Raw genomic sequence first — 12,915 nt, 5'->3', positions numbered from 1 at the left:
GTGAGGCGGGGCTCTCAGCCGAGTGCCAGGGCGGTGCCAGCGGTGCGGTGGACGGTGGTTCCAGTCAGAGAAGTCCGCTGGAAGGAACCCCGATGTCCACCACGAACCAGGTCGCCATCCAGGCCGAGGGTCTGGTCAAGCGATTCGGCACCACCACCGCCCTGGCCGGCGTCGACCTGAGCGTGCCGGCCGGCAGTGTGCTCGGCGTCCTCGGTCCGAACGGGGCCGGCAAGACCACCGCCGTCCGGATCCTCGGCACGTTGCTGCAACCCGACGGCGGGCATGCGACCGTCGGCGGGTACGACGTGGTCCGCGAGGCCGGCAAGGTCCGGGAGATCATCGGTCTCACCGGGCAGTACGCCTCCGTCGACGAGGACATGTCCGGGCACCGCAACCTGGTCATGATCGGCCGGCTGCTCGGGATGAACCGGTCGGCCGCGAAGACCCGCGCCGACGAGCTGCTGGAGCGGTTCGAGCTCACCGACGCCGCCGACCGGATCGCCAAGACGTACTCGGGCGGGATGCGCCGCCGCCTCGACCTGGCCGCGAGCCTGGTCGGCGACCCGAGCATCCTCTATCTCGACGAGCCCACCACCGGGCTCGACCCGCACGCCCGCAACGGCGTCTGGGACACCGTCCGCGAGCTCGTCCTGGACGGGACCACGGTGCTGCTGACCACGCAGTACCTGGAGGAGGCGGACGCGCTGGCCGACTCGATCATCGTCATCGACAAGGGCGCGGTGGTCGCCTCGGGCCGCCCGGCCGAGCTGAAGGCGCAGGCCGGCAAGCAGTCCCTCGATGTCCGCCCGGCCGAGCCCGGTCACCTCGAACGGGTCGCCGCGATCGTCGCCGAGTCGGTCGGCGTCCGGCCCACCGTCGACGTGGTCAACGCACTCGTGAGCGCCCCGGTGACCGACGGCTCCGCGATGCCGGTGGTGGTCCGCCGCCTCGACGAGGCCGGGATCGCCGTCACCGAACTGTCCCTGCGGCTGCCGAGCCTGGACGAGGTCTTCCTCGCCCTCACCGGTCACGCCGCCGAAGCCGAAGCCACCGCAGTCCTGGAAGGAGCGGGCCGATGAGCACCGCCACGATCGACACAGCGCCGAAGGCCACTCACGCGGCCCGCCGGAGCCGCCCGTTCGCCTGGGTGGAGCAGAGCCTGACGCTCGCCTGGCGGAACCTGGTCCGGATCCGGCAGAACCCCGAAGCCCTGGCGGACGTGACGTTCCAGCCGATCATCTTCCTGGTGCTGTTCCTGTTCGTCTTCGGCGGCGCGATCTCCGGCGGCGGCACCTGGCGGGACTACCTGCCGTACCTGCTGCCCGGGTTGCTGGTGCAGACGGTCGTGTTCTCCACGATGGGCACCGGGGTCGCGCTCAACGACGACTTCGCGAAGGGCGTGTTCGACCGGTTCCGCAGTCTGCCGATCGCGCGGATCTCCCCGCTGGTCGGCGCGGTCCTCGGCGACGCGGTCCGGTACATGATCTCGATCGTGATCCTGATGGGCACCGGCTTCGTGCTCGGCTTCCGGTTCCAGAACGGGATCGGGTACGGCCTGCTCGCCTGCGCCGTGATGCTCGCGTTCGCGCTGGCGATGTGCTGGATCTGGGTCTGGCTGGGCCTCACCCTGCGGACGGCCCAGGGCGTCCAGGGGATTGCCTTCCTGGTGATGTTCCCGCTCACCTTCGGCAGCAACGTGTTCGTCCAGACCGACACCCTGCCCGGCTTCCTGCAGGCGTTCGTGAACGTCAACCCGGTCAAGTACCTGGTCGACACGATGCGCGGCATGATGCTCGGCGGCGACATCCAGAAGCCGTTCCTGATCACGCTGGCCTGGATGGTCGGACTGGTCGCGGTGTTCGCCCCGCTGGCCATCCGCGCGTACCGCCGGCGCACCTGATCCGGACACCCGGCGAGAACCGGTGGGAGCCCGTTGGCGCCCACCGGTTCGTCGGAGGTGCACCAGGCGGTGAGAACGGGGTGCGGACGTGGCTAAGATGTCCGTCACGCACGGGGTTTCGGCAACACGCACATCAACAAGAGGTGCAATGAGCGAACCCTCCGTACGCCGTTATTCCGGGCGCTCGGTCGACGAGTGGAAGGCGGCGCGACGGGAGCGTCTGCTGGACGCCGCGCTGGAGCTGTTCGGGACCGACGGGTACCCAGCGACCTCGGTGGAACGCCTGTGTGCACAGGCGAAAGTGTCGACCCGGCACTTCTACCACGAGTTCCAGAACAAGGAAGCCGTGCTCCTCGCCGTCCACGCGCAGGTGATCGAGCTGGCCGTGCGCAGTACCGGGGAGGCGTTGGAGCGCACCGCGGACGCGCCGGTCCGGGACCGGATCGGCGCCGCCGTCGACGGGTACCTGCGCACGATCATGACGGACCTGCGCCGGGCCCGGGTGTCCTTCGTCGAGGTGGTCGGTGCCAGCCCGGCGGTCGAGGAGCAACGGATCGCGTTCCGCGAGCTGCTGGTGTCCAGCGTGGTCGGGCTCGGGGAGGCCGCGGTCGAGCGGGGCGAGACCAGTCGCAAGGACTTCCGCTTCCTCGGGCTGAGCTTCATCGGCGCGGTCAACACTGTCGTCTACGACTGGATGCTGGCCGATCCGCGGCCGCCGGAGGAGACCGTCCAGTCCGCGCTGCGCGACCTGGCGGTGGACCTGCTCACGGACTGAAGCGCTTGCGGATCTCCGCGGTCGCGTCCTCGCGGGTGGAACTCGCGCCGGACAGGTAGGCGGCGTCGTACTGCTCGTCGCCGAGTGCCTGCCGGGCCCGGTCGATACTGCCGCGGACGTCGGAGTCCGGGACGGTACGCATCCCGCGCAGGGCCGCGGCGAGGCCGAGGGTCCGAGCGGCCAGCTCGGCGTCGCCGGCGAGCAGCTCGATGTCGGCGGCCATCTCGACGACCGCGGCGAGTAGCGGCATGTCCTCGGTCTTCAGGGCCAGTTCCAGTGATTCCTGGCTGCGCTCCCGGGCCTTCCCGAGGTCGCCGCGGGCAACGTCGACCCGGCTGAGCTGGGCCAGGATCATCGCCTGGCCGTGCGGCGCGACCCGCTCCGTCTCCAGGTCGAGCCGCGCGTACGCCTGCTCGGCGAGCTCGCGGGCCTCGTCCAGCCGGCCGGTCCGGCGGGCCAGGTTGGACAGGCCGATGAACGCCATGCTCTCGCTGCTCCGGCTGCCGGTCTCCTCGGCCAGCCGCAGCGCGTACTGCAGGTCGGCCCGGGCGCCGTCCAGGTCGCCGAGCTCGGACCGGTTCAGGGCGGACTGACCCAGCAGCTGGGACACGCCCTCGGTGGTGCCGAGCTCGCCGATCAGCCGGCGGGCCTCCTCGATCCGCTCCAGCGACTCCTGATGGTTGCCTCGGGCCCCTGCATAGGTGGCCAGCCCGCGCAGCGCGAGCGACGTGCCCCAGCGTTCGCCCAAGGCCCGGAAGCCGTCCAGCGCGAGGTACAGGTCGGCGGCCATGCTGTCGACGTCGCCCTCGTTCTCGCGCAGCATCGCCGACATCATCAGGGCCATGTTCCGGGTCCACGGGTCGGGGTGGCTCCGGGCCTCGTCCAGTTCGCGGAAGCAGGCCGCCCGGTCCCGGCGGACCGCGGCCCAGACCGCGTTGGTGAACCGGCCGACCCCGGACTCCCGGACCTCGGCGTACTGCCGGCTGAGCAGCCGGACCTTGGCCAGCGAGCGGATCGCGGCGACGAACGATCCGGACGGGTCGTCGCCGTAGGAGAGAGTGCCGAACGCGTGCATCATCAACGACGTGGCCCGGGCCTGCACCTCGGTCGAGCCCGGCGCGGCGAGCGCGGCGTCGAACCAGCCGACCGCCTCGGCCGGGCGGCCGCGCATGTTCCAGTACTCGCCGAGCACGGACACCATCCGCAGCGCCGTGTCCGCCTCGCCCAGGTCGATCGCGGTCCGGAGCGCGCCGAGCAGGTTCTCGTTGTCGGCGTCGAACCGGGCGATCCACTGCAACTGGTCCCGGGTCCGCAGGAACGTGCTGCCCACCGCGATCAGCTCGGCGAAGTACACCTGGTGCGCGGCCTGGACCCGATCGACCTCACCCGACGCGGCGAGCTGCTCCGCGCCGTACGCCTTGACCGTCTCGAGCATGCGGTAGCGCACGGACCGATCGTCGGCGGCTGCCTCCACGAGCGACTTGTCGACCAGCGAGGCGAGCACACCCAGTACTGCTTCGGGCGGCAGCCCCGGTCCGCTGCAGACCTGCTCCGCAGCCTCCAGGGTCGCGCCACCCGAGAAGACGGAGAGCCGCCGGGCAACCGCTTGCTCGTCCGGGTCGAGCAGGTCCCAGCTCCACTCGACCACCGCGCGGAGCGTCTGGTGGCGGGGGAGCGCGGTCCGGCTGCCGCTGGTGAGCAGGCGGAACCGGTCCTCGAGCCGCTCGACGATCTGGACCGGGGTCAGCGCCCGCAACCGCGCCGCGGCCAGCTCGATCGCCAGTGGCATCCCGTCCAGCCGGCGGCAGATCTCGTTGATCGCCTCGCGGTTGGCCGCGGTGACGGCGAAGTCGGGCCGCACCGCGCGGGCCCGATCGACGAAGAGCTGGACGGCCGGGTACCCGTCGTCCGTACTGTCGGCCGGCGGCAGACCGAGCGGGCCGACCTGATGCAGGTGCTCACCCGGGATACTCAACGGCTCCCGGCTCGTCGTCAGCACCCGGAGTCGCGGGCACTCGGCCAACAACGAGTCGACCAGGGACGCGACCTCCTGGACCAGGTGCTCGCAGTTGTCCAGGACGATCAGCACCCGGCGATCCGCGATCACCTCGACCAGGCGCTCGGTCGCCGCCCGGCTGGTCGGGAAGCGCTGTGGGGTCAGGGTGGTCCGCAGGTTGTCGACGTACTCGCTCGCGCCGAGCGCACTGAGCAGGGCGGGCGCGACGTCGGCCGCGTCACCCAGCGGGGCGAGCTCGACGAACCAGATCCCGTCGCCGCTCGCACCGACCAGCGAGCGCCCGGTCTCGGTGGCGAGCCGGGTCTTGCCGGCGCCACCCGGACCCACCATCGTCACCAACCGGGTCCCGTCGCTGAGCAACCGGGTCAGCTCCGTCACGTCCTCGGATCGCCCGACGAAGCTGGTCAGCGGGGCGCGCAGGTTGTTCCTCGGCGGCGTCGCGGCAGCCGGTACCAACGTCTCCTGGGTGACCGGGGCCGGGTCGATCGCGTCACCCCGGAGTACTGCGACGTGGAGATCGCGCAGCTTGGTCCCGGGGTCCGCGCCGAGCTCGTCGGCCAGGGTCTCGCGGATCCGCTCGTAGGCCGCCAGCGCCTCGGCTTGGCGGCCGTCGGCGTACAGGGAGCGGATCAGCAGTTCGTGCAGGCGCTCGCGCAACGGATGGGAGAGGGCGAGCCGCTCGAGCTCGGTGATCAGGTCGCGCGCGTGGCCCGTCGCGATCGAGGCCTGGGCCAGGTCCTCGGTCGCGCTCAGCCGTAGCTCGGCCAGCCGGTCGGCCTCGATCCGCGCGAAGGGCAGGTCCCGCAGATCGGCGAGTGCGTCGCCCCGCCAGAGCCGCTCGGCCTGGGTGAGGACGGAGCGCGCCTTCTCCGGGTCGGACCCGAGCAACTGGCGACCGCGGCGGACCAGGTCCTCGAACTGGAGCGCGTCGACGCAGTCGGTGCCGATGGTCAGCGTGTACCCGGCCGGACCGGATCGGACCGACACGCTCGACTCGGTCGCGGGCAGCCCGGAGCGCAGCCGGGAGACCAGGGACTGCAGGGCGTTCGCGCTCGGGGCCTCGCTGCCCCAGAGCCCGTCCACCAGCGTCTCCACCCCGACCGGCCGCCCCGCGCTCAACGCCAGCCGGGCGAGCAATCCGCGCAGGCGGACACCGCGGACGTCGAGCGGAGAACCGTCGGCCGCCCACATCGCGAGTGGTCCGAGCACCGCTATGCGCACCCGTCCAGCCTCCCACACGGCCAAGACCAAATCCCCTGTCTTTTGTCACGCCCTTCGCCCGGCGAAATCTCTGTCCGCGGCGACCGGGGATGACCTAAGGTCGGCAGTCGTGACCGACATCGCCGCGCCCACCCAGACCGCTCTCACCCGGATCGTCACGGACCGTCAGACGAAGGGCCGGGTACCAGGGCTCCTCGGTGGCCTCGCCCGCGACGGCAAGCTGGCCTGGTCGGCCGGGGTGGGCTCCGCCTCGCTCGACGAGCCGGGAGTACCGCCGACCGCGGACTCGCAGTTCCTGATCGCGTCCCAGAGCAAGACGCTGACCGCGGTCGCGATCATGGCGCTGCGGGACGAAGGCAGGCTGAGCCTGGACGACACGGCCGACCGGCTGATCCCGGAGAGCAAGCACGAGGGCATCACCGTGCGGCAGATGCTCAGCCACGTCACCGGGATGCAGCGCGAACCCGTCGGCGACGTCTGGGACCAGATGCGCTTCCCGGACCGGGCCGAGCTGGTCGCCGGCTGGAACGAGGCCGAGCGGATCGGCAAGCCGCACCACCGGTTCCACTACTCCAACCTGGTGTACTCCCTGCTCGGCGAGATCGTCGCCCGGCTCGACGGCCGGTCCTGGTACGAGTCGATCCGGGCCCGGATCCTGGACCCGCTGGAGATGCGCCGGACCACGGTCGGGATGGACGGCGGCCCGGCCGCGAAGGGGTACTACGTCCCGCCGTTCACCGATGTCCCGGTCGCCGAACCGCTGCTCGACCTCGGTGCGATGGACGCGTGTGGGGGACTGGCGAGTACGGCCGAGGACCTGGCGAAGTGGGCGATGTTCCTTGCCGACCCGACCGACGAGGTGCTGTCCGCGGACACCCTGGACGAGATGTGCCAGCCGCAGATCATGGCCGACCTGGACCGCTGGCAGCTCGGCTTCGGACTCGGGTTCATGCTGCTCCGGGTCGGCGAGCGCGTCTTCATCGGTCACACCGGCGGGATGCCCGGCCACATCACCGGGACCTTCCTGCACCGCGCCTCCGGGACCGCGGGGATCGCGCTGATGAACACCACCTCGGCCCCCTCGCCGGCCGCCCTCGCCACCGACCTGGCCGTCAAGGTGCTCGACGAGGACCCGGTCCTCGCCCCGGCCTGGACTCCCGGCACCACGGTCCCGCCCGAACTCGCCGACGTCCTCGGGACCTGGTTCACCGAAGGCGCCCCGTTCGTCTTCTCGGTCCGCGAAGGCCACCTCGAAGCCAGGTCCCCGGCCGCCCCCGACCACCAGGCCCCCGCCGTCTTCGAGCGCATCGGCGAAGACCTGTACCGCACCATCTCCGGCCGCGAGACCGGCGAACTCCTCCGCATCACCCGAACCCCCGAAGGCACCCCCGAAAAACTCCACTGGGCCACCTACCTCTGCACCCGCCAACCCCTCGCCTTCGGCCAGCACCTCTGAGCTTCAGCGCGGCCAGTACTTCGGGGGATGAAGGACTGGATCAATCGACTGATACCGGCTGCCCGGATCGAGACCGTTGATCCGGATGAGCCGCTGACTGCTGACCCGGCCGAGCTCTGCCATCACGAACGGCATGGCCGACAGGAGCGCGCCGAGTGCCAAGGCCAGACCGGCCAGGCCCAGGTCGTACCGTTGGCGGAACCGGACGTGGCGCAGCCCACTCCGCTTGATGGCTGCGGAGGACGTGCTGTAGCGCTGTGACGGCTTGGACTGCTACGTCCTCGTCGAGGAGTACCCGCATCAGGCCGCGGCAGGGGCGCGGTTGTACCGCTCGACGTAGTTCGCGAAGTCCAGTGCGTCGTCGGCGGCGTCGGCGGTGACGCCGGGGTAGTACTCCCCGACCTCGTCGACCGGCACGCCGTCCCGAACGAGGGCGGCGACGAGGTCGAACGGGACACGACTGCCGGAGATCGTCGGATGGCCGCCTCGAACGTCCGGATCCACTCGCAGACTCCGCCTCGGGTGCAGAAGGTCGGGCACCGTGATGTCGCCGGAGGTGGTGAAGGGCCGGAGCACCTCGGCCAGGACGACGGTGGTCACCTGCTGTCCGGGCCGCTCCACGAGGTCTACGGAGGGGCCGTCCTGTGGTACCAGCACCACGCTGTGGCCCTGGGCCAGAAGTTGGTAGCTCGACAGGTGATCGACCTCGCCCAGGTCACGCAAACTGCCCAGCGCACGGCGAATCCGCTGCAGGGACAGGCGTTCGCGAAGGTAGACCGCTGTCCGGAGGGCAACCACGTCCCGGAACGAGTAGAGCAACGGGCTGGAAGAGGTCTCGGGGACGAGCAGCGCGCCGGCCGGGCCGTCCGCCCGCCGCCAGTACGCGAGTTGGCCGACGGAGGCGCCGGACAGCGCGGCAGCCAGTTGCGGCCGGTAGGCCATTTCCCCACCTCGACTCTCTTCGAATGCTCACGATGGTAGACCGAGAGCCGAGGTGCCGCCGGACAGTTTGTGGACAACCGGCCGATCTGCCCGGGGATGCCCCGGGCAGATCGGAACCTGCCCTACTTGGTGTAGCCGGTTCTGCCGTCGAGGAGTTCTCGGATGATGTCGAGGTGGCCCAGGTGGCGGGCGGTTTCCTCGATCAGGTGGCAGAGGATGAAGCGGGTGGAGCCCGGGTTGTCGTCGCGGTAGGTGCCCTGCTCCAGGGCGTCCAGCGGCAGCGTGGCCACCAGGGCGTTGGAGCGGGCGCACTCCTCGTCGTACTCGTCGAGGAGCTGGGCGAGCGGGACGTCGTCGACGAACATCTCGGCGTCGACGTGGCCGTCGTCGGTCCACGGGGTCTGGCCGGTGTCGGGGACGCCGGCCAGGTTCAGCTGGAACCAGGAGTACTCGTTCCAGCGCAGGTGGGCGACCAGGCCGGCCACGGTCATCAGCGGTGAGGTGGGGAGGACCTTGCGGTGGGCGTCGGCCTCGCTCAGGCCCTCGCACTTCACCCGGACGATCGAACGCTGGACGTCCAGCCAACCGACCAGCTGGGTGCGCTCGTCGGCATCACCGGCGGGACGCTTGGTTGCTACTGCGGTCATTGCAGCTCTCCAAAGGTGGTGACGAAGCCACCTGTCAGCCGCGGGCGCGACGGGCAGGCAGCACGATTCGGTCGAACATCGCGCTCACCTCCTTCTCGTCTCGCCGAGCACTCTAGCCGACCCGGAGTCCAGGCCGCCGCCCGCTGCACCCAGCCCTTGCCGGGAGCAACGGAATCACGTTGACGCCGCGGTCGCCGGTGAGGCGGCGACCGGGCGATGGCACCAGCGTTTCCGACTTCTGGACGGTCGTCAAGACTTTTCTGGACACCTGTCAAGACAACAAGATCCGGCGTTACACTGCCGCCAGGAGGCAGCGCCCCATGACCGACGTGTCGGACCGGAACCCGCGCCGGCCGGTGGACAAGTTCGCCGAGCGCCGGGCGCAGCTGGCGACGTCCGCACTGCGCACCCTGTCCGAGCTCGGGTACGCCCGGACCAGCCTGCGGGAGATCGCGCAGAACTCGGACTTCTCCCACGGCGTGCTGCACTACTACTTCCGCGACAAGGTCGACCTGATCACGTACTGCGTCCAGCAGTACAAGGCCGAGTGCGTCACCAGGTACGACCAGATCGTGGCGACGGCGGCGGCCGCCGAGCCGCTCCGTCAGGACTTCGCCGAGGCGCTCACCGGGACCTGTCGCGACGACGCCACGATGCACCGGCTCTGGTACGACCTGCGCAACCAGGCGTTGTTCGAGGAGGCGTTCCGCGCCGACGTGCTGGAGATCGACAGGTCCCTCGAGCAGATGATCTGGCGGATCGCCAGTACGTACGCCGACCTCGCCGGCCGGCCGCTCGCGGTCACCCCGGCCACGGCGTACGGGTTGCTCGACGGGCTCTTCCAGCAGGCCCTGCTCCGTCATCTGGCCGCGGACCCGGCTGCGCTGGACAACCTGCGCGACTCGGTCGTCCAGACTCTTCCCAGACTGCTAGCGGCGCCGTAGATCGCTGATGCGTTTCGCCTTGCCCAGTGAGCGTTCCAGGGCGTGCGGCGGCAGCACCTCGACCTTCGCGCTGATCCCGATGTGGGTCTTGATCCGGTGCGAGAGTTCGGCGGCCGGGCTCTGGTGATCGGTCAGTCCGGGCGCCGCCTCGACCTGGACGGTCAGCTCGTCGAGCCGGTCCGGACGGGTCAGCACGCACAGGTAGTGCGGGGTCAGGCCCTCGATCAGCAGGAGCTGTTCCTCGATCTGGGTGGGGAAGACGTTGACGCCACGGACGATCATCATGTCGTCGGTCCGGCCGGTGATCTTCTCCATCCGGCGCATCCCCGGCCGCGCGGTCCCGGGCAGCAACCTGGTCAGGTCGCGGGTCCGGTACCGCAGCACCGGGAACGCCTCCTTCGTGAGCGTGGTGAACACCAGCTCACCCTCGGAACCGTCGGGCAGTACGTCGCCGGTGACCGGGTCGATGATCTCCGGGTAGAAGTGGTCCTCCCAGATGTGCAGGCCGTCCTTGCTCTCGACGCACTCCTGCGCGACACCCGGCCCCATCACCTCGGACAGCCCGTAGATGTCGACCGCGTGCATCCCGGTCCGGCCCTCGACCTCGGTCCGCATCTGCTCGGTCCACGGTTCGGCGCCGAAGATCCCGACCCGGAGCGCGGTGTCCCGCGGATCCAGGCCGCGGGCGTCCATCTCGTCGAGGATGGACAGGAAGTACGACGGCGTCACCATCACGATGTTCGCGCCGAAGTCCCGGATCAGGTCGACCTGCCGCTCGGTCATCCCGCCGGACACCGGAACCACCGTGCACCCGAGCCGCTCGGCCCCGTAGTGCGCGCCGAGCCCACCCGTGAACAGCCCGTACCCGTACGCCACGTGGCACACGTCGCCGGCCCGTCCACCGGCCGCGCGGATCGACCGGGCGATCAGGTCGGCCCAGCGGTCGATGTCGCCGCGGGTGTACCCGACCACGGTCGGCCGCCCCGTCGTACCGGAGGAGGCGTGCACGCGGACGACCTGCTCCCGGGGCACCGCGAACATGCCGAACGGGTAGTTCTCCCGCAGGTCGTGCTTGGTCGTGAACGGCAACCGGCCCAGGTCCGACAGCTCCCTCAGGTCGTCCGGCACGAAGCCGACGGCGTCCAGCGCCTTCCGGTAGTGCGGCACGTTCTCGTACGCCGTGCGCACGGTCGTCCGCAGCCGCTCGAGTTGCCGCGCTCGTAGCTCGTCGACGGACAGCCGTTCACCGGCGTCCTGCAGGTCGGGCGGACAGGGTTCACCGAGGAAGCGGTCGGTCATCGAGACCTCCGGGGACTCAGGGGCGGGCCAGCAGGGTCGCGATGCCCTGGCCCACGCCGATGCACATGGTGGTGAGCGCATACCCGGCGTCGCGGTGGCGAAGCTCGAGGGCGGCGGTGAGGGTGAGACGGGCGCCGGACATCCCCAGCGGGTGGCCGAGGGCGATGGCGCCGCCGTTCGGGTTGACGTGGTCGGCGTCGTCGGGGAGGCCGAGGTCACGCAGGACGGCGAGGGACTGGGAGGCGAACGCCTCGTTCAGCTCGACCACGCCGACGTCGGTCAGGGCCACCCCGGTCCGGTCCAGCAGCTTGCGCGTCGCCGGGGCCGGGCCGATCCCCATGATCCGGGGCGGTACGCCGGCCGCGGCCGTCCCGACCACGCGAGCCAGCGGGGTCACCCCGAGGCGCTCGACCGCCTCGCCGCTCATCACCAGCAGCGCGGCGGCACCGTCGTTGACACCGGACGCGTTGCCCGCGGTGACGGTCCCGGGATCGCGGAACGGCGTCCGCAGTCCGGCGAGCGCCTCCAGCGAGGTCTCCCGGGGATGCTCGTCCACCTCGACGACCGTGACGGCACAGCGCTTGCCGGGGACGGACACCGGCGCGATCTCCTCGGCCAGCCGCCCGTTCGCGATCGCCTTGGCCGCACGTTGCTGGCTGCGCAGGGCGAACAGGTCCTGGTCCGCGCGGGCGATGCCGAAGTCGGCGGCGACGTTCTCCGCGGTCTCGGGCATCGAGTCGATCCCGTACTGCCGCTTCAGTACCGGGTTCACGAACCGCCAGCCGATCGTGGTGTCGAACACCTCGGCCGTCCGGTCGTACGCAGTGGTTGCCTTGGGCATCACGAAGGGCGCGCGCGACATCGACTCGACACCACCGGCCAGCACGATCTCGTGGTCACCGGCAACGATGGACCGGGCGGCCGAGGCGACCGCGTCCAGGCCGGAGCCGCAGAGCCGGTTGATCGTCGAGCCGGGCACCGTGGCGGGCAGCCCGGCCAGCAGCGCCGCCATCCTGGCCACGTTGCGGTTGTCCTCGCCGGCCTGGTTGGCGCAGCCCAGCACCACGTCGTCGATCGTCGCCGGATCCAGCTCGGGGTGCCGGGCGAGCAAGGCGGACAGTGCGTGGGCCGCGAGATCGTCCGGACGGACCGCGGCGAGGGCGCCGCCGTACCGGCCGATCGGGGTGCGGATGCCGTCGACCAGATAGGCGACGCGGGTCATGACTCCTCCTTGACGACGGTGCCGGACAGCTGCCGGCTGCGGCCGCGGAACTCGGCGATCACCTCGTCGCCACGGCGGACCGTCACGTCGTAGATGCCGTTTCGGCCGAACGCGGTGCGCTCCCGGGCCTCGGCGATCAGCCGGTCGCCGCGCTGCGCCGGGGCGACGAAGACGATGTCGCACGCCTGCGCGACGGTGACCTGGTTGCGCGAGTTGCAGGCGAACGCGAACGCGGAGTCGGCCAGGGTGAACACGAATCCACCATGCGCGATGCCGTGCCCGTTGACCATGTCGTCGCGCACCGTCATCTCCAGTCGCGCGCTGCCCTCGGTCACCTCGACCAGGCGCATCCCGAGGCCGGCGCTGGCGGTGTCGTCGGCCCACATCGCGGCGGCCACCCGGGCCGCCAGTTCATCACCCATGCGTCCACCCGGGAAGTTGGGACTGACTGGTTGTGACACTCTATCCCCGATCTGGTCAATGACTGTAACA

12 protein-coding genes are annotated in these 12,915 nt (G+C 70.8%); 6 read left to right on the top strand and 6 right to left on the bottom strand.

Annotated features, from left to right (window positions below; translation table 11 throughout):
• The first annotated feature begins 92 nt into the window (after positions 1-92).
• From FB561_RS07080 to FB561_RS07070, 3 genes are all read left to right on the top strand, one after another.
• Positions 93-1,079, top strand: a complete 987-nt coding sequence (locus FB561_RS07080; RefSeq protein WP_145804261.1) for an ATP-binding cassette domain-containing protein — start codon at positions 93-95, stop codon at positions 1,077-1,079.
• Positions 1,076-1,900 carry an ABC transporter permease gene (locus FB561_RS07075; protein ID WP_145804258.1) on the top strand — a complete coding sequence of 275 codons (825 nt, stop codon included), beginning with the start codon at positions 1,076-1,078 and terminating at the stop codon, positions 1,898-1,900. Before FB561_RS07080 ends, FB561_RS07075 begins: the two co-directional genes overlap by 4 nt.
• 148 nt (positions 1,901-2,048) lie before the next feature.
• Positions 2,049-2,675, top strand: a complete 627-nt coding sequence (locus tag FB561_RS07070) for a TetR/AcrR family transcriptional regulator (protein ID WP_145804256.1) — start codon at positions 2,049-2,051, stop codon at positions 2,673-2,675.
• Here FB561_RS07070 and FB561_RS07065 read toward each other — a convergent pair.
• On the bottom strand, positions 2,665-5,913 hold the full coding sequence (locus tag FB561_RS07065; protein ID WP_145804255.1) for an ATP-binding protein: 3,249 nt from the start codon (positions 5,911-5,913) through the stop codon (positions 2,665-2,667). The genes FB561_RS07070 and FB561_RS07065 overlap by 11 nt on opposite strands.
• A gap of 109 nt (positions 5,914-6,022) precedes the next feature.
• Here FB561_RS07065 and FB561_RS07060 point away from each other — a divergent pair, with 109 nt between their 5' ends.
• Positions 6,023-7,369, top strand: coding sequence for a serine hydrolase domain-containing protein (locus tag FB561_RS07060; protein WP_145804253.1), 1,347 nt, complete (start codon positions 6,023-6,025; stop codon positions 7,367-7,369).
• Between the two features lie 27 nt (positions 7,370-7,396).
• The gene (locus FB561_RS07055; RefSeq protein ID WP_145804251.1) at positions 7,397-7,630 is read left to right on the top strand and encodes a hypothetical protein; all 234 of its coding nucleotides are present in this window, start codon (positions 7,397-7,399) and stop codon (positions 7,628-7,630) included.
• 39 nt (positions 7,631-7,669) lie between these two features.
• Here FB561_RS07055 and FB561_RS07050 read toward each other — a convergent pair whose 3' ends face one another.
• Together FB561_RS07050 and FB561_RS07045 are read right to left on the bottom strand one after the other, a co-directional pair.
• Positions 7,670-8,311: a DUF433 domain-containing protein gene (locus FB561_RS07050; RefSeq protein WP_145804249.1), complete on the bottom strand. Its 642-nt coding sequence runs from the start codon at positions 8,309-8,311 to the stop codon at positions 7,670-7,672.
• Between the two features lie 122 nt (positions 8,312-8,433).
• On the bottom strand, positions 8,434-8,958 hold the full coding sequence (locus FB561_RS07045) for a DinB family protein (RefSeq protein WP_145804247.1): 525 nt from the start codon (positions 8,956-8,958) through the stop codon (positions 8,434-8,436).
• A gap of 320 nt (positions 8,959-9,278) precedes the next feature.
• Between FB561_RS07045 and FB561_RS07040 the strand changes: the two genes are divergently transcribed.
• On the top strand, positions 9,279-9,902 hold the full coding sequence (locus tag FB561_RS07040; protein WP_145804245.1) for a TetR/AcrR family transcriptional regulator: 624 nt from the start codon (positions 9,279-9,281) through the stop codon (positions 9,900-9,902).
• Here the strand turns inward: FB561_RS07040 and paaK are convergent.
• The 3 genes from paaK to paaI are packed head-to-tail and all read right to left on the bottom strand — an operon-like array spanning position 9,888 to position 12,845.
• A complete protein-coding gene (gene paaK, locus FB561_RS07035) occupies positions 9,888-11,201 on the bottom strand; it encodes a phenylacetate--CoA ligase PaaK (protein ID WP_145804243.1) in 1,314 nt (437 codons plus the stop codon). The genes FB561_RS07040 and paaK overlap by 15 nt on opposite strands.
• Positions 11,202-11,217: 16 nt before the next feature.
• Positions 11,218-12,423: a 3-oxoadipyl-CoA thiolase gene (pcaF, locus tag FB561_RS07030; protein WP_145804241.1), complete on the bottom strand. Its 1,206-nt coding sequence runs from the start codon at positions 12,421-12,423 to the stop codon at positions 11,218-11,220.
• Positions 12,420-12,845 carry a hydroxyphenylacetyl-CoA thioesterase PaaI gene (paaI, locus tag FB561_RS07025; protein ID WP_145804240.1) on the bottom strand — a complete coding sequence of 142 codons (426 nt, stop codon included), beginning with the start codon at positions 12,843-12,845 and terminating at the stop codon, positions 12,420-12,422. Before paaI ends, pcaF begins: the two co-directional genes overlap by 4 nt.
• Positions 12,846-12,915: the final 70 nt, after the last annotated feature.

It is taken from the genome of Kribbella amoyensis (genome assembly GCF_007828865.1).
Taxonomy (GTDB): domain Bacteria; phylum Actinomycetota; class Actinomycetes; order Propionibacteriales; family Kribbellaceae; genus Kribbella; species Kribbella amoyensis.
The sequence above is the reverse complement of the archived record's forward strand: the minus strand, read 5'-3'. Positions and strand labels throughout refer to the sequence as shown.

Bases quoted from the DNA above. Each gene is read 5' to 3' on its own strand.
- FB561_RS07050 (WP_145804249.1), bottom strand. From the start codon at position 8,311: ATGGCCTACCGGCCGCAACTGGCTGCCGCGCTGTCCGGCGCCTCCGTC.
- pcaF (WP_145804241.1), bottom strand. From the start codon at position 12,423: ATGACCCGCGTCGCCTATCTGGTCGACGGCATCCGCACCCCGATCGGC.
- FB561_RS07045 (WP_145804247.1), bottom strand. From the start codon at position 8,958: ATGACCGCAGTAGCAACCAAGCGTCCCGCCGGTGATGCCGACGAGCGC.
- FB561_RS07080 (WP_145804261.1), top strand. From the start codon at position 93: ATGTCCACCACGAACCAGGTCGCCATCCAGGCCGAGGGTCTGGTCAAG.
- paaI (WP_145804240.1), bottom strand. From the start codon at position 12,845: ATGGGTGATGAACTGGCGGCCCGGGTGGCCGCCGCGATGTGGGCCGAC.
- FB561_RS07040 (WP_145804245.1), top strand. From the start codon at position 9,279: ATGACCGACGTGTCGGACCGGAACCCGCGCCGGCCGGTGGACAAGTTC.
- paaK (WP_145804243.1), bottom strand. From the start codon at position 11,201: ATGACCGACCGCTTCCTCGGTGAACCCTGTCCGCCCGACCTGCAGGAC.
- FB561_RS07055 (WP_145804251.1), top strand. From the start codon at position 7,397: ATGAAGGACTGGATCAATCGACTGATACCGGCTGCCCGGATCGAGACC.
- FB561_RS07075 (WP_145804258.1), top strand. From the start codon at position 1,076: ATGAGCACCGCCACGATCGACACAGCGCCGAAGGCCACTCACGCGGCC.
- FB561_RS07070 (WP_145804256.1), top strand. From the start codon at position 2,049: ATGAGCGAACCCTCCGTACGCCGTTATTCCGGGCGCTCGGTCGACGAG.